General features: G+C 57.3%; 11 protein-coding genes, 1 tRNA gene and 2 rRNA genes. 5 read left to right on the forward strand and 9 right to left on the reverse strand.

The genetic code is table 11. The annotated features are described in order from the left end of the window. Positions 1 to 141: 141 nt before the first annotated feature. Together KI612_RS16635 and KI612_RS16640 are read left to right on the forward strand one after the other, a co-directional pair. Entirely contained in the window at positions 142 to 1,986 is a 1,845-nt protein-coding gene (locus KI612_RS16635) for a phosphoenolpyruvate carboxykinase (GTP) (RefSeq protein WP_226441184.1), read from the forward strand. A gap of 73 nt (positions 1,987 to 2,059) precedes the next feature. After that, positions 2,060 to 3,220 (forward strand): pyridoxal phosphate-dependent aminotransferase, encoded by a 1,161-nt coding sequence (locus KI612_RS16640; protein ID WP_226441185.1) that lies wholly within the window; start codon positions 2,060 to 2,062, stop codon positions 3,218 to 3,220. On the opposite strand, the gene ampD is transcribed toward KI612_RS16640, so the two are convergent. From ampD to ispB, 6 genes are all read right to left on the reverse strand, one after another. Then, positions 3,197 to 3,766: a 1,6-anhydro-N-acetylmuramyl-L-alanine amidase AmpD gene (ampD, locus tag KI612_RS16645; RefSeq protein ID WP_226441186.1), complete on the reverse strand. Its 570-nt coding sequence runs from the start codon at positions 3,764 to 3,766 to the stop codon at positions 3,197 to 3,199. The two genes, KI612_RS16640 and ampD, sit on opposite strands and share 24 nt — an antisense overlap. Further along, positions 3,763 to 5,115 (reverse strand): sigma-54-dependent transcriptional regulator, encoded by a 1,353-nt coding sequence (locus KI612_RS16650; RefSeq protein WP_226441187.1) that lies wholly within the window; start codon positions 5,113 to 5,115, stop codon positions 3,763 to 3,765. Before KI612_RS16650 ends, ampD begins: the two co-directional genes overlap by 4 nt. Next, positions 5,106 to 6,683 (reverse strand): sensor histidine kinase, encoded by a 1,578-nt coding sequence (locus KI612_RS16655; RefSeq protein WP_226441188.1) that lies wholly within the window; start codon positions 6,681 to 6,683, stop codon positions 5,106 to 5,108. Before KI612_RS16655 ends, KI612_RS16650 begins: the two co-directional genes overlap by 10 nt. After that, a complete protein-coding gene (locus KI612_RS16660) occupies positions 6,680 to 6,910 on the reverse strand; it encodes a PP0621 family protein (RefSeq protein WP_226441189.1) in 231 nt (76 codons plus the stop codon). The genes KI612_RS16655 and KI612_RS16660 overlap by 4 nt, the downstream gene beginning before the upstream one ends. Positions 6,911 to 7,210: 300 nt before the next feature. Continuing rightward, positions 7,211 to 7,287: transfer RNA gene (locus KI612_RS16665), tRNA-Pro, on the reverse strand. 17 nt (positions 7,288 to 7,304) lie between these two features. After that, on the reverse strand, positions 7,305 to 8,234 hold the full coding sequence (gene ispB / locus KI612_RS16670; protein WP_404818062.1) for an octaprenyl diphosphate synthase: 930 nt from the start codon (positions 8,232 to 8,234) through the stop codon (positions 7,305 to 7,307). A 180-nt stretch (positions 8,235 to 8,414) separates the two neighbouring features. Between ispB and KI612_RS16675 the strand changes: the two genes are divergently transcribed. After that, positions 8,415 to 9,518, forward strand: coding sequence for an HD domain-containing phosphohydrolase (locus KI612_RS16675; protein WP_226441191.1), 1,104 nt, complete (start codon positions 8,415 to 8,417; stop codon positions 9,516 to 9,518). Then, positions 9,518 to 10,282, forward strand: a complete 765-nt coding sequence (gene tcdA, locus KI612_RS16680) for a tRNA cyclic N6-threonylcarbamoyladenosine(37) synthase TcdA (RefSeq protein WP_226441192.1) — start codon at positions 9,518 to 9,520, stop codon at positions 10,280 to 10,282. The genes KI612_RS16675 and tcdA overlap by 1 nt, the downstream gene beginning before the upstream one ends. A gap of 39 nt (positions 10,283 to 10,321) precedes the next feature. Here tcdA and KI612_RS16685 read toward each other — a convergent pair whose 3' ends face one another. After that, positions 10,322 to 11,269 (reverse strand): MBL fold metallo-hydrolase, encoded by a 948-nt coding sequence (locus tag KI612_RS16685; RefSeq protein WP_226441193.1) that lies wholly within the window; start codon positions 11,267 to 11,269, stop codon positions 10,322 to 10,324. A gap of 64 nt (positions 11,270 to 11,333) precedes the next feature. On the opposite strand from KI612_RS16685, the gene KI612_RS16690 reads away from it, so the two are divergent. Next, positions 11,334 to 12,179, forward strand: coding sequence for an alpha/beta fold hydrolase (locus KI612_RS16690; protein WP_226441194.1), 846 nt, complete (start codon positions 11,334 to 11,336; stop codon positions 12,177 to 12,179). 100 nt (positions 12,180 to 12,279) lie between these two features. Here the strand turns inward: KI612_RS16690 and rrf are convergent. Both rrf and KI612_RS16700 read right to left on the reverse strand, forming a co-directional pair. Then, positions 12,280 to 12,393: ribosomal RNA gene (gene rrf, locus KI612_RS16695) — 5S ribosomal RNA — on the reverse strand. 102 nt (positions 12,394 to 12,495) lie between these two features. Then, positions 12,496 to 15,376, reverse strand: a 23S ribosomal RNA gene (locus KI612_RS16700). Between the last annotated feature and the right edge of the window lie 138 nt (positions 15,377 to 15,514).

The raw sequence follows: 15,514 nt of genomic DNA on the forward strand, positions 1-15,514 counted from the left end.
TCAAGTAGATGTTTACCCTAATTTGTTGCATAATTATGGGCTTCCCAGCCGACGGCCTTCAGCCGCTCTAAGTCTTGGTGGCAGCTCCCGGCGACTGGCGAAAAGTTAATCTATTTCAGTAACTTGGAGAGAGACATCGCCATGACCGCACCGCTGAACGCACCTGCTTACGTCAAACATGAAGGCCTGAAAAAATGGGTCGCCGAAATCGCCGCGCTGACCCAGCCGGACAACATCCACTGGGCCGACGGATCGCAGGAAGAGTATGACCGCCTGTGCGCCGAAATGGTAGAGGCCGGCACGCTGATCAAACTCAACGAAGCCAAGCGCCCCAACTCCTATCTGGCCTTCTCCGATCCGTCCGATGTGGCACGCGTCGAAGACCGCACCTACATCTGCTCAGCCAAGAAGGAAGACGCCGGCCCGACCAACAACTGGGAAGAACCCGCCGTCATGCGCGAAACCCTGAACGGTCTGTTCAAGGGCTGCATGAAGGGCCGTACGATGTACGTCATCCCGTTCTCGATGGGCCCGCTCGGTTCGCCGATCGCCCACATCGGTTTCGAAATCACCGATTCCGCCTACGTCGTCACCAACATGCGCACGATGACCCGCATGGGCAAGGCCGTCTTCGACGTGCTCGGTAGCGATGGCGAATTCGTGCCCTGCATCCACACGGTCGGCGCTCCGCTCGAACCGGGCCAGCAGGACAGCAAGTGGCCGTGCAACCCGACCGTCAAGTACATCGTGCATTACCCGGAAACCCGCGAAATCTGGTCCTACGGTTCCGGCTACGGCGGCAACGCCCTGCTCGGCAAGAAGTGCTTCGCCCTGCGCATCGCCTCCAACATGGCACGCGAACAAGGCTGGCTGGCCGAACACATGCTCATCCTCGGCGTCGAATCGCCGGAAGGTGAAAAGTCCTACGTCGCGGCCGCCTTCCCGTCGGCCTGCGGCAAGACCAACTTCGCCATGCTGATTCCGCCGAAGACCCTGGATGGCTGGAAGATCACCACCATCGGTGACGACATCGCCTGGATCAAGCCGCGCGTCGACAAGGACGGCGTCACCCGCTTCTACGCCATCAACCCGGAAGCCGGTTTCTTCGGCGTTGCCCCGGGCACTTCGGAAAAGACCAACTACAACGCGCTGGCCACCCTCAAGGAAAACATCATCTTCACCAACGTCGCACTGACCGACGACGGCGACGTGTGGTGGGAAGGCCTGACCAAGGAAGCTCCGGCTCACCTGATCGACTGGCAAGGCAAGGACTGGACGCCGGAAGACGGCAAGAACGGCCGCAAAGCTGCGCACGCCAACTCGCGTTTCACCGCCCCGGCCAACCAGTGCCCGTCCGTTGATTCGGCCTGGGAAGATCCGGCCGGCGTGCCGATTTCCGCCTTCATCTTCGGCGGTCGTCGTGCCACCACCGTACCGCTGGTGTACCAGGCTTTCAACTGGAACTACGGCGTCTACATGGCAGCCACGCTCGGCTCCGAAACCACCGCTGCCGCCTTCGGCCAGCAAGGTGTCGTGCGTCGCGACCCGTTCGCCATGCTGCCCTTCTGCGGCTACCACATGGGTGATTACTTCAACCACTGGCTGAAGATGGGCAAGACCGTCGATGCCACGCCGAAGATCTTCTGCGTGAACTGGTTCCGCATGGACAAGGACGGCAACTTCATGTGGCCGGGCTTCGGCGACAACATGCGCGTCCTGAAGTGGATCGTCCAGCGTTGCAAGGGCACCGTCGGCGCCAAGGAAACCACGCTGGGCTGGATGCCGAAGTTCGAAGACATCGACTGGACCGGCCTGGACATCAACAAGGCCGATTTCGAAGCGCTCAGCACGATCGATCCGGAAGCCTGGAAGTCCGAACTGGCCGGCCACAAGGAGTGGTTCGACAAGATGGGCGAAAAGATGCCGCGCGAACTTGTCCTCAAGCGCGAACTGTTCGAAATGGGCATCTTCAAGGATGCCGAATAATCCGCAGCAGTAAGCAATAAGCAAACGGCCACCGCGGTTCAAACCCGGTGGCCGTTTTACATTGGAGTCGCCCATGTACCGCCCCGCCGCCCGTCTTGCCGAGATCGAACCCTTCCACGTCGTCGAACTGCTGACCCGCGCCCGCCAGTTCGAAGCAGAGGGCCGCGACATCATTCACATGGAAGTCGGCGAACCGGACTTTCCGACGCCGGCGCCAATTGCTGCCGCAGCGGTCGACGCGATCAAAAGCGGCAAAACGCTATACACGCAGGCACTCGGCCTGCCGGAACTGCGCCAGGCGATTTCCGCCTTCTATCAGGAGCGCTATGGCGTTGCCGTGCCAGCCAGCCGCATCGCCATCACCAACGGCGCCTCCGGTGCGCTGAACCTGGCTTTCGCTGCCCTCGCCGATCCGGGCAGCGAATGGCTGCTCGCCGATCCGGGTTATCCGTGCAACCGCCACATTTTGCGTACTTACGAAGGTCGACCGCTGAGCATCCCAGTCGGCCCGCAAACCAACTTCCAGCCGACACCGGAATTGCTGCAACAACACTGGACGGCAAAAACCGCCGGCCTGCTGGTCGCCTCACCGGCCAATCCGACCGGCACACTGCTCACGCTCGCTGAAATCCAGGCTCTGGCCGGCGTCTGCCGCAGCAGGGGCGGCCACTTCCTGGTCGACGAGATTTACCACGGGCTGACATACGAGACGGATGCCCCCAGCGCCTGCGCCGCCGGCGACGACATCTGGGTCATCAACAGCTTCTCGAAGTATTTCCAGATGACCGGTTGGCGCCTGGGCTGGATGGTCATTCCCGAAGCCTATGTGCGCGATGTCGAAAAGCTCGCCCAGAATCTCGTGCTCTGCCCCTCGACGCCGGCCCAGTACGCTGCACTGGCGGCCTTCCTGCCGGAAACCATCGCCATTCTCGAAGAACGCCGCGCTGAATTCCGGCGCCGCCGCGATTTTCTCGCACCGGCCCTGGAAGCCATCGGCCTGCGTGTCACTGCCCGCCCGGAAGGCGCCTTCTACCTGTATTGCGATTGTTCGGCAGTGAGCGATGACAGCTTTGCGCTGGCCCGCGACCTGCTGGAAAAAACCGGCGTGGCCGCGACGCCCGGACTGGACTTCGGCAGCAACGCGCCGGAGAAGCACATCCGTTTTGCCTACACCACGAGCGTCGACCGCCTGGCCGAAGCCGTGCGCCGACTAGGCGCCTACTTCGGCCGGTAAGGCGAGCGCCGGCCAATGCTGCCGGATAAAACGCCAGTCGAAGGCCGGGCCGGGATCGCTTTTGCGTCCCGGCGCGACATGGCAATGCCCGGCCACCGCCGTGATCGGATAACGCGCCTGCAAGGCATCGATCAGTTCGCGCAAGGCACCATATTGCGCCGCGGTGTAAGGCACCGCATCAGCGCCCTCGAGTTCGATACCGACCGAGTAATCATTGCAATTTTCCCGTTCCAGCCAGGTCGACCGTCCGGCATGCCAGGCGCGCCGGTCACAATCGACAAACTGCACGATCTGTCCGTCACGGCGCACGTAAAAGTGCGCCGACACCTGCTGTCCGGCGATTTCCGCAAAATACGGATGCGCCGCCGGATCGAGCTGATTGAGGAAAAAGCGCGCCACCCAGTCGCCACCAAATTCGTTCGGCGGCAAGCTGATGTTGTGAATGACGATCAGGGAAACCTCGCCGCCATCCGGTCGACTGCCAAAATTCGGCGAAAATACCTGCCGCACCCCGGCCAGCCAACCACCACCACGCCACGGCCTCATTCGATGCCCAGCCGTTCGAGCCGGTAACGCATCGAGCGGAAGGTGACACCGAGCAGGCGAGCCGCCGCCGTCCGGTTGCCATCGGTCTTCTGCAGCGCCTCAAGGATGGCCTGGCGCTCCAGGCGGCCAAGATAATCATCAAGCGTCTCGCTGCCGCGGCCGAGACTTTCACCGCACATTTCCTCCGGCTCGAGATGCAGGTCGGCCGCCTCGATGACCTCGCCGGAACAAAGCGCGGTCGCCCGCTCGAGAATATTCTCCAGTTCGCGCACATTGCCGGGGAATGGATAGAGTCCGAGCGCCTTGAATGCACCCGCCGTCAGTTGCGGCCCGGCCTCGCCAAACAGGCGCTGCAAGATGGCCGCAACGAGCGGCTCGATGTCCTCCAGACGCTCGCGCAGCGGCGGCATGCGCAGCTCGATGACATTCAGGCGGTAATACAAATCCTGACGGAAGCTCCCCTTGTCGACGCACTCCCGCAAATTGCGGTGCGTCGCACAGATGATGCGGACATCCACCGGCTCCTCGGTGACGCTGCCAACCTTGCGCACGCGCTTTTCCTGGATCGCACGCAGCAGCTTGACCTGCATCAGCAGCGGCAGATCGGCGACCTCGTCGAGAAACAGCGTACCGCCACTGGCGGCCTGAAAAAAGCCGTCACGATCGCTGTCGGCCCCGGTGAACGCGCCTTTGCGATAACCGAAAAACTCGCTTTCCATCAGGTTTTCCGGGATTGCACCGCAGTTGACCGGCACGAAGGCGCCGGCGCTACGCGCACTACGCAAATGGATCAGACGCGCCGCCAACTCCTTGCCGCTCCCCGACTCGCCGGAAATATAGACAGGGGCCTGGCTGCGCGCCAGTTTTTCGATCATCGCCCGCACCTGCTGCATGCTCGGCGAATCGCCGATCAGCGACTGCAGCGGATCATCATTGACCGCCCCGACATCCGGCAAGCGCAAGGCCGACTTGACCAGGGTGCGCAGCTGATCCAGCCCGACCGGCTTGGCGAGATAGTCGAATGCTCCCGCCTTGAGTGCCGCAACTGCATTTTCCGCACTGCCAAAGGCGGTGATCACCGCCACCGGCGTCTGCGCATGCTGCTCGGTGATGCAGCGCACGATTTCCAGCCCGTCACCATCCGGCAGGCGCATGTCCGTCAAACAAAGCTGGAAACGTTCTGCCGCCAGCGCCTGACGCGCTTCGCCGACCGTGCCCACACATTCCGCCACCAGCCCCATGCGCGCCAGCGTCAGATCGATCAGTTCGCGGATGTCGGGTTCATCATCGACGACCAGAACCCGGGCCAGCTCGCCACGCGGACGTCGTTCTCCATTTACTAGTGACACGTATCGTTTCTCCCGATCAGAATAAAGTGGGCGCCGGCTTGATCCGGAGCCAGTTCGAGCGAGGCGCCATTGGCCGCACAGAGCTCGCGCGCGATGAACAAGCCAAGACCCGTGCCTTGGGTATGGGTCGTGAAAAAGGGCTCGAAAATCTGCTCGCGCACCGCCTCCGGCACACCGGGACCATCATCCCTGACATGCAACTCCACACGCCCATCCATCGAGCCACGGCAAACAAGCAGACGGACCGCGGCCGCGCCGCGGCTGGAATAGCGCAAGGCATTACCGAGCAGGTTCCAGAGCACCTGATGCAAATGTGCGCGATCGAAGCAGAGCATGGCATCCGCCTCGATCTCCAGATGCAGGACGTCACCCGCCAAACCTTCCGCCGCCGCAAAACTCTCGACAAAAGCCGTACAAAAATCACTCATCACCAGCAACTCGGGCTCGGCACGGTTCTGACGCCCCAGTTGCAAGACATCGGTGACGATACGGTCGAGGCGTTGAATATTGTCACCGAGAATGCGCAACAAACGATCCTGGATCTCACCTCGCCGCTCCTCACGCAACAACTCTCCGGCATGACTGATCGCCGACAGCGGGTTACGGATTTCATGCGCAATGCTGGCGGTCAACCGCCCCAAAGAGGCCAGTTTCAATTGCTGGGCGCGTTCCTTGATACGCCCGACATCTTCGAGAAAGATCAGCAGCTCGCCATCCGAACTGCTAGTCCTTTCAAACCGGGCCCGCAATTCCTTGCCATCGCCGCCAACAAACAGCGAAGTTTCCGGCCCGTCGCCGGAAACCCATGCAACAAGATCCACATGCAGTGCCGGCACAAAGCGGGAGAGTGCCCCACTCAACTCCAGTGGAATGCCGAGCATGCTGATCGCCATCGGATTATGCCGAAGCACCAACCCGTCACGACTGAGCACAAGAATGCCATCCAACATCCGCTCGACCACCCGCTGGCTGATCAGGCTCTGATTTTCGAGAGCCACGCCACGTCGACGCGCCAGATCCTCGTTGATCATCACGCGCTGACCAAGCAACCGGGCCAGAATGGCGGTCGCAAAGAACCCGGCGGAAAGAATTCCTGCCTGAAAAATGCTGGCCGGATCGAAGCCGCGCGCAAAGACGCCATAGAGCTGACTAAGCAGGGCGCCCAGGGTTGCCAGTGCCGCATAAAACAAAACCAGCCGACCACGGCCAACCATGCTCGCAGCCGCCAGCGAGACCAGCAACAGAACACCAATGCCGCTACCGACTCCCCCCGCCGCATACATGAACAGGCTGACCACAACAACATCGACGACCACCTGCAGGGAAAGCTGGAAGTTGAAGTGCTGCTGCCAGTGAAAGGAAAGGAACAAGCCACCCAGAATCACGAACAGATAAGCAATTGCCAGGGCCAGCAAGGAACCGCTCGCTGCCAGATCAAGGCGTGCGGTCCATTCATGCGGCAAAAGAATGGCAAGGAAAAACAAGCCCGCCAGCACCAAGCGATAAAGGTTGAAATACTGGAAAGGTCGCCAGTTGGCTTCCCAAGTGGTCGAGAGCCAGTCAGTCATCCGCGCGTCTTCGCCCGAACCGCCTGCAGGTGCGCCTGACCGCAAAATATTTGACCGCCATCGTTCAGGGCATCACTTTCAGGAAGATGCACGCCGCAATGGCAACAGACCACCATATTCTCCGGCTTCGGGTCGGCTGTGCGCTCAAATCGTGTCGGGCGCTCATGACGCTTTTTCCAGCGCCACCAAATTACGCCGATCAAGGCCAAAAGTAACAAGTATTTCATCACGTCCTCAAAAACGGGATCAGGCTGTCCGGCACAAAAGAAAAAAGCTTACGAACGCCGTAAGCCTCAATCATTCAAAAGCAAAAAACCGCAGCGAAAATCACGCCACTCTTGCGCACACCCGCAAAATGTATCAATAGCGTTAAAAATCATGGTTTTAGTAGGCATCCAGAGAACAAGGATACACCACCGGTCTATTGACTGCCACCCGCCGCACTTCATCAGATTGCTTCAAACAGGCGAAATCCGGCCCTGGAATGAAAAAACCCCGTAATTCTTTCGAATTACGGGGTTTTTAATTGGTCGGAGTGACAGGATTCGAACATGCGACCCCTGCGTCCCGAACGCAGTGCTCTACCAGGCTGAGCTACACTCCGATGCGGATCAAGATCAATCAGTGATTTCTCTCAACCGCGAAGAACGACAATTGTAGCAGAGCTTTTTGATAATTTGAAGCCCCCAGACAAGAAATTGCTTCTCTTGCGAGTTCTGCTTCCTGCTTTGCCCGCATACGCGCATGTTCCAGTGCTCCGCTTTCACGAATAGCACCCATAACCGCAGGAAAGTCCTCGCGGCCACCATTTTCAATGGCTTTTCTTACACATGCGGCTTGCTCCGCTGTGCCATGCTGCATGACATAGATCAGCGGCAGGGTCGGTTTGCCTTCGGCCAGATCATCCCCCAGATGCTTTCCGGTATCGGCTTCATCACCGGAATAATCGAGCACATCGTCAATCAGCTGGAAAGCAGTCCCGAGATGCATGCCATAAGCCGCCATGGCTTGCTCAACCTGCGGACTGGCCTGACCGAGAATGGCTCCCAGTTGCGCAGCGGCTTCGAATAGTTTGGCCGTCTTGTAATGAATGACCTGCATGTAGCGAGCCTCATCGACATCGGCATCATGACAATTCATCAATTGCAGGACTTCACCCTCGGCAATGATATTCGTCGCGTCCGACAACACCCGCATGACGCGCATGTCGTCAACGGCAACCATCATCTGGAAAGCGCGTGAATAGAGAAAGTCGCCGACCAGAACGCTGGCCGCATTGCCGAACATGGCATTTGCCGTATCGCGTCCACGCCGCAATGCCGATTCATCGACAACATCATCATGCAGCAAGGTCGCGGTGTGGATGAACTCGACCACGGCAGCCATGTCGTGATGTTGCGTTCCCTGGTAGCCGAGCGCCCCGGCGGCCAACAATACCAAGGCCGGGCGCATGCGTTTGCCGCCGCTGTTGATAATGTATTCAGCAACCTGCCGGACAAGCACTACATCGGAGTGCAATCGGTCGCGAATGACCGCATCTACGGCCTTCATGTCTGGCCCGATAAGGGCGTAAAGCTGATCCAGTGTCACAATAGACAATTCTAGGGGGAAGCGCGGAATCTTAGGTGGCGAAGCCAAGCCCGTCAAGGCCGCCAGATCAATAGATCCACTCTGAATTGAAAGCAGTTTGGGCTAAACTCGACAATTCAAAAACAAAACAGGGAGGCGGGTATGGATGTCCATTCGATAAGAGCGCCGGTGATACAGGACCGCGAGGCACTTGAGGAGTTTGCGGATGTCCTGACCGATCGCGCCCCGGAGGTTGAGCGCGATGTTGCCCGCCTGAAAAAGCACCCGACGGACCGTGAACTCATTGCCGACCTGTTTCGGGCGATTCACAACATCAAGGGCGATGCTTCTCTCTGCAAATTTGAATTAGGCGTCGTCATTGCCCACCCCATTGAAACGATGATGTCCCGTTTCCGGGAAGGTGAAATCCCGTTCTCCGACCTCCTGGCAGAAATGATCCTGCTCGCCGTGGACCGCCTAGAACTGGCCACCGATGCGCTTCTCTGCAACAAATCCCTGGAGAACCTGCATCTTCTTGCCTTGGTTGAGGGGCTGGAAAAACTTTCACTGGCATCCGTACAGGATATCGACGTCAAGTGTGCCGAACTGATTGAAGCTGTTACCGGTTTCTCACCGGTCATTGGCGACATATCAAGCCGGGCTCCCCGCGTTGGCAAACCCAGTAGCGAACAGAAAAACGCCAGCAGCGACCTGCAGTTTTTCCGCTCCCTGGCCTTGCAACTGGAAGGGCGCTCCCCATTGTTCAAGGGGCGCACCATGCGCATCCTGCGTCTCGCCCTGGAAACCAACAAGGCAGGCGGCTCCGTCGTCGATCCCGTACAACTGGAAGCTGCTGTCTATCTGCACGATGTCGGGATGATGCTGATGCCTGAAGCCATCTGGCTGAAGGTCGGCAAGATGACCGAGGAAGACAAACTGGCCTTGCGTAACCACCCCGGCTTTGCCGCCGGGTTGCTACAGCGCATTCCCGGCTGGGAGGCGGCCGCCGAGATGGTTGCCCAGCACCATGAAATGCCGGATGGTGGCGGCTATCCCAAGGAACTGCGCGATAAGGAAATCTGCACGGGAGCCAGGATCCTGGCCATTGTCGACGCCTTTGAAGCCGTCATGCTCAAGCACATCCATCGCGGCAAGAATCGCTCCGTATTGCGTGCCATCGCCGAAATCAATGCCTGCGACAAACAGTTTGCGCCGGAATGGATTGCCCCTTTCAACACCGTCATCCGCAAGACAATAGAAACCTGATGAGCCTGGAACAAGATCGCCGTTTCGGCGGCGTAGCGCGACTTTATGGACACGAAGGAGCGCAACGTTTGCGCGAAGCGCATGTCTGCATAGTCGGAATTGGCGGCGTTGGCTCATGGTCGGCGGAAGCACTAGCCCGCACCGGCGTCGGCCGGATTACGCTGATTGATCTCGACATGGTTGCCGAATCGAATACCAACCGGCAAATACATGCACTGGGCGACATCTACGGCAAAGCCAAGGTCGATGCCATGGCCGAACGCATGCAGGCGATCAATCCGGGTTGCCAGGTCACCTGCATTGAGGATTTTGTCACGCTGGACAACGTTGACCGCATGCTGGATCAGGACTTCTCGGTCGTGATCGATGCAATCGATCAGGTGCGCGCCAAGGCCGCCATGATTGCTTTTTGCCGGCGCCGACAATTACCGATCATCGTTGGTGGGGCGGCCGGTGGCCAACTCGACCCGACCCAGATTCGCAGCAGTGACCTCAGCCAGACCATTCAGGATCCGTTGCTCGCCAAAGTGCGCTCCTTGCTGCGCAAGGAATATGGCTTTCCCCGCGACGGCAAAGGCAAATTCAACGTGCCAGCGGTATTTTCCACAGAGCCATTGCGGTACCCGGACAGCACGGCAAGCTGCGCAACCGATCGCGGTCCGGCCGGACTCAACTGCGCCGGTTTTGGCTCATCAGTCTGCGTAACATCGGTTTTCGGGATGGTTGCGGCCGCCCAAGCAATCAAATTGATCACCGAGCAGTGAGCGCGCGCTGAAAATCCAGCCCGGCTCACACTCAGACGCTCAGTCCTTCAAGGTGTCCAGCCAGACACCAAGCCCCTGCGCATTCAATTCGAGATCGGTGGCCCAGATTGACTGCAGTTCGGAGTCCGGCAACGTACAACCGTGCGCCCGGATTGCCGAGAGCAAATAAGCGCTTGTTCGCTCCTTGATCCGGACGTGGCGTTCGCCACCCGCAGCCTTTTCCTTCAAAGCGATATTGACCATGGCATCGAGGTGATGCAGCAGGGCATCAGCCTTGGAGGCAACATCGCCAACCTGGCTGTAATGCGTCAAATACATCGCCTCCGGCCGGTAAGAAAGCAGGCGTGCAATCGACTTCCGCATCTCGTCCGGCTCGAACTGGGTCGGGGTCGTCGTTGGAAAAATGAATTGGCGATCACCGACATCCAGTTCGCGATACGACAGGCCAAACATGTCTCCGGTAAAGATTCCGGTCGTTCGGGTATCGACAATACAGATATGGTGACGCGCATGCCCCGGCGTATCGAGGCAAAGCAGTTCGCGGCCGGCCAGTGACACAACATGCCCATCAGCGGCTTCAATAATACGCTCGGCAGGAATGGGCTGAATTTCCCCATAAACCCGCTCGACATACTCGGCACCATAGACCGCACTTACACCGGCAATCAGCTTTGACGGCTCAGCCATATGCCGGGCACCGCGCGGATGCACAACCAGTCGTGCATTGGGAAAATGTTGCAGCATGCGCCCGGCACCACCTGCGTGATCCAGATGAATATGTGTCAAAAAAACATAGTCGACCGCTGCGGGGCCCAGTTCCAGCCTTTCGAGCGCGGCAAGGGCATTGGGAAGAGAGTCATTGCTTCCCGTATCAATAACTGCAACGCGGCCATTTTCGACCACCATGTGAATTGCCGCCAGGATAGGCCGCACATAGCCGGCATCGAAGGCAACAATCCCGTTTCCGTAATCTCTCCAGTCGAACATATTCCATACTCCAGCGTATTGACCCGCGGATTATACTTGCCTCCCCGCAACGTCTTTTCCTCCCATGACACACTTCTTTGCCGATGATGGCGCGAAACTGCACGTAAAAATTTCTGGCGAGGGCTCGCCTATCGTCATGCTGCACGGCTGGACCTCGAGCAGTCAGGAATGGTTTCCTTTTTTGACTGAACTGAACAAGCGGCACCGGGTATATCGATGGGATGCCAGAGGCCACGGCGGGCACAAACAGGACGTCAAGACTCCGCCCACGGTCGAGCGAATGGCCCGAGACTTGAGCGATCTCCTGGATCATTACGGGCTTGAACAAGTCACAATGGTTGGGCACTCCATGGGCGCCCTGACCCTGTGGCAATATATTCGCGACTATGGAACGAAAAGAATTTCACGTCTTTGCTTTATCGATCAATCGCCCAAACTGCTCACCGACGCAGATTGGGGTCACGGAATTTACGGTGACTTCAATGGTGAAAAATCGCAGGAAATGCTGGGGACGCTGAACGACGATTTTGCCGAAGGCGTACTCAAGCTTACGGCTTTCGGCCTGAATGCGAGGGCCCGTGAAAAATATTTGGCCGGGGCAAGTGGCTGGGAACGTTCCCGATCAGCTCTCCGGGCACAGGATCCAGGGCCGTTGATCAAGTGCTGGGAAAGTCTGACCAAGGCCGATTATCGCGATGTACTGGCCAGCATCGATGTTCCATCGATGCTGATCTATGGTGGTGAAAGCAACTTTTACCGCACCGAAACAGCGCATTATGTTGCGGACCGGATCCCCAACGCACTCCTTCAGATCTACGAAGGGACGGATCACTCGCCCCATCAATGGCAACGAGAGCGCTTTGTGCGCGAGCTGATGGCCTTCATCGAGCAGCCGCCCCAAGCGGTGTAACAAGGCACGAACGCGCTCAATTTCATTCGCTCGCTATTTTCTGTTGGGTAGACGCACAAAAGCCCCGCTAGCGTTAGCTAGGGGGGCTTTTGAAATGGGAGCCTGGCGGTGACCTACTTTCGCGAGCGAAATACTCACTATCATCGGCGCTTTGCTGTTTCACGGTCCTGTTCGGGAAGGGAAGGGGTGGGTCCAGCAGGCTATTGCCGCCAAGCGTAACTTGTGTGCCTGCCGCGGAGGGCGTCAGGCCAAATTGGGATAGAAGGTTGTTGTTGTGACTGCTATGAGTATTGCTTGCAGTGTATTACAAGGTTATAGGATCAAGCCGTACGGGCAATTAGTATCAGTTAGCTTAACGCATTACTGCGCTTCCACACCTGACCTATCAACGTCGTGGTCTTCGACGACCCTTTAAGGAGTTCAAGACTCCGGGAAATCTCATCTTAAGGCGAGTTTCACGCTTAGATGCTTTCAGCGTTTATCTCTTCCGAACATAGCTACCCGGCGATACGACTGGCGTCATAACCGGTACACCAGAGGTTCGTCCACTCCGGTCCTCTCGTACTAGGAGCAGCCCCCTTCAAATTTCCAGCGCCCACGGCAGATAGGGACCAAACTGTCTCACGACGTTTTAAACCCAGCTCACGTACCTCTTTAAATGGCGAACAGCCATACCCTTGGGACCGGCTACAGCCCCAGGATGAGATGAGCCGACATCGAGGTGCCAAACACCGCCGTCGATATGAACTCTTGGGCGGTATCAGCCTGTTATCCCCAGAGTACCTTTTATCCGTTGAGCGATGGCCCTTCCATACAGAACCACCGGATCACTATGACCTGCTTTCGCACCTGCTCGACTTGTGGGTCTCGCAGTCAAGCACGCTTTTGCCATTGCACTTTATGGACGATGTCCGACCGTCCTAAGCGTACCTTCGTACTCCTCCGTTACCTTTTGGGAGGAGACCGCCCCAGTCAAACTGCCCACCATGCACGGTCCCCGATCCGGATTCACGGATCAAGGTTAGAACCTCAAATAAATCAGGGTGGTATTTCAAGGTTGGCTCCACCGAAACTAGCGTCCCGGTTTCACAGCCTCCCACCTATCCTACACAGACCGATTCAAAGTCCAATGCAAAGCTACAGTAAAGGTTCATGGGGTCTTTCCGTCTTGCCGCGGGGAGATTGCATCTTCACAAACATTTCAACTTCGCTGAGTCTCAGGAGGAGACAGTGTGGCCATCGTTACGCCATTCGTGCAGGTCGGAACTTACCCGACAAGGAATTTCGCTACCTTAGGACCGTTATAGTTACGGCCGCCGTTTACCGGGGCTTCGATCAAGAGCTTGCACCCCATCACTTAACCTTCCGGCACCGGGCAGGCGTCACACCCTATACGTCCACTTTCGTGTTTGCAGAGTGCTGTGTTTTTATTAAACAGTCGCAGCCACCATTTCACTGCAACCCCATCGGGCTTTCGTCGCGAGGACTTATACCCTACCGGGGCACACCTTCTCCCGAAGTTACGGTGTTAATTTGCCGAGTTCCTTCTCCTGAGTTCTCTCAAGCGCCTTAGAATTTTCATCCTGCCCACCTGTGTCGGTTTGCGGTACGGTCAATTCTAGACTGAAGCTTAGTGGCTTTTCCTGGAAGCTTGGTATCAATCACTTCAGCACCGTAGTGCCTCGTCGTCACGCCTCAGATAATTCCCCCGGATTTGCCTAAGGGACACTCCTACACGCTTAAACCACCTATTCCAACAGATGGCTGACCTAACCTTCTCCGTCCCCACATCGCATCTAGAATCGGTACAGGAATATTGACCTGTTTCCCATCGACTACGCATTTCTGCCTCGCCTTAGGGGCCGACTCACCCTACGCCGATGAACGTTGCGTAGGAAACCTTGGGCTTTCGGCGAGGGAGCTTTTCACTCCCTTTATCGCTACTCATGTCAGCATTCGCACTTCTGATATCTCCAGCAACCTTCTCAAGTCACCTTCACAGACCTACAGAACGCTCCCCTACCATATCTTTCGATATCCGCAGCTTCGGTGCACAGTTTGAGCCCCGTTACATCTTCCGCGCAGGACGACTCGACTAGTGAGCTATTACGCTTTCTTTAAAGGATGGCTGCTTCTAAGCCAACCTCCTAGCTGTCTATGCCTTCCCACTTCGTTTCCCACTTAACTGTGTCTTGGGGACCTTAGCTGGCGGTCTGGGTTGTTTCCCTCTTGACAATGGACGTTAGCACCCACTGTCTGTCTGCCACACTCGCACTCAACGGTATTCAGAGTTTGCCATGGTTTGGTAAGTCGCGATGACCCCCTAGCCATAACAGTGCTTTACCCCCGTTGGTGATATGTGACGCACTACCTAAATAGTTTTCGGGGAGAACCAGCTATTTCCGGATTTGTTTAGCCTTTCACCCCTATCCACAGCTCATCCCCTAATTTTTCAACATTAGTGGGTTCGGACCTCCAGTACCTGTTACGGCACCTTCATCCTGGCCATGGATAGATCATCCGGTTTCGGGTCTACGCCGTGCTACTAAACGCCCTTATCAGACTCGCTTTCGCTACGCCTCCCCTATTCGGTTAAGCTCGCAACACAACGTAAGTCGCTGACCCATTATACAAAAGGTACGCAGTCACCGAACAAGTCGGCTCCCACTGTTTGTATGCATGCGGTTTCAGGATCTATTTCACTCCCCTCCCGGGGTTCTTTTCGCCTTTCCCTCACGGTACTAGTTCACTATCGGTCGATCACGAGTATTTAGCCTTGGAGGATGGTCCCCCCATGTTCAGACAAGGTTTCACGTGCCCCGCCCTACTTTTCGCTAACTTAGTACCACGGATTGGTTTTCATGTACGGGGCTATCACCCACTACGGCCGGACTTTCCATTCCGTTCCATTAACCATTCCGCTATCACTAGCAGGCTGCTCCCCGTTCGCTCGCCACTACTTGGGGAATCTCGGTTGATTTATTTTCCTCCGGCTACTTAGATGTTTCAGTTCACCGGGTTCGCCTCCCTGACCTATGTATTCAGTCAGGGATACCTCATAAGAGGTGGGTTTCCCCATTCGGATATCGGGGGATCAAAGCTTCATTGCCAGCTCCCCCCCGCTTTTCGCAGGCTTGCACGTCCTTCATCGCCTGTGATCGCCAAGGCATCCACCACATGCACTTAGTCGCTTGATCCTATAACCTTGTACTCTCTTAACGAGAGCGGCTACAGGCAAACTCATATTTGTGCTGTATCGTCCGAAGACGTTACAGATGCAATCACAACGCATCACCCATGCCTCATCAGCACGAGTGACACAACCTTCTTCCAAT

The sequence above is a fragment of the Quatrionicoccus australiensis genome (genome assembly GCF_020510525.1).
Classification (GTDB): Bacteria; Pseudomonadota; Gammaproteobacteria; order Burkholderiales; family Rhodocyclaceae; genus Azonexus; species Azonexus australiensis_B.

What these genes read in the sequence shown, in the direction of transcription:
- ispB (WP_404818062.1), bottom strand. Translation starts at nt 8,234, where the DNA reads ATGAAGGCCGTAGATGCGGTCATTCGCGACCGATTGCACTCCGATGTA.
- KI612_RS16655 (WP_226441188.1), bottom strand. Translation starts at nt 6,683, where the DNA reads ATGACTGACTGGCTCTCGACCACTTGGGAAGCCAACTGGCGACCTTTC.
- KI612_RS16685 (WP_226441193.1), bottom strand. Translation starts at nt 11,269, where the DNA reads ATGTTCGACTGGAGAGATTACGGAAACGGGATTGTTGCCTTCGATGCC.
- KI612_RS16640 (WP_226441185.1), top strand. Translation starts at nt 2,060, where the DNA reads ATGTACCGCCCCGCCGCCCGTCTTGCCGAGATCGAACCCTTCCACGTC.
- KI612_RS16635 (WP_226441184.1), top strand. Translation starts at nt 142, where the DNA reads ATGACCGCACCGCTGAACGCACCTGCTTACGTCAAACATGAAGGCCTG.
- KI612_RS16675 (WP_226441191.1), top strand. Translation starts at nt 8,415, where the DNA reads ATGGATGTCCATTCGATAAGAGCGCCGGTGATACAGGACCGCGAGGCA.
- tcdA (WP_226441192.1), top strand. Translation starts at nt 9,518, where the DNA reads ATGAGCCTGGAACAAGATCGCCGTTTCGGCGGCGTAGCGCGACTTTAT.
- KI612_RS16660 (WP_226441189.1), bottom strand. Translation starts at nt 6,910, where the DNA reads ATGAAATACTTGTTACTTTTGGCCTTGATCGGCGTAATTTGGTGGCGC.
- ampD (WP_226441186.1), bottom strand. Translation starts at nt 3,766, where the DNA reads ATGAGGCCGTGGCGTGGTGGTGGTTGGCTGGCCGGGGTGCGGCAGGTA.
- KI612_RS16690 (WP_226441194.1), top strand. Translation starts at nt 11,334, where the DNA reads ATGACACACTTCTTTGCCGATGATGGCGCGAAACTGCACGTAAAAATT.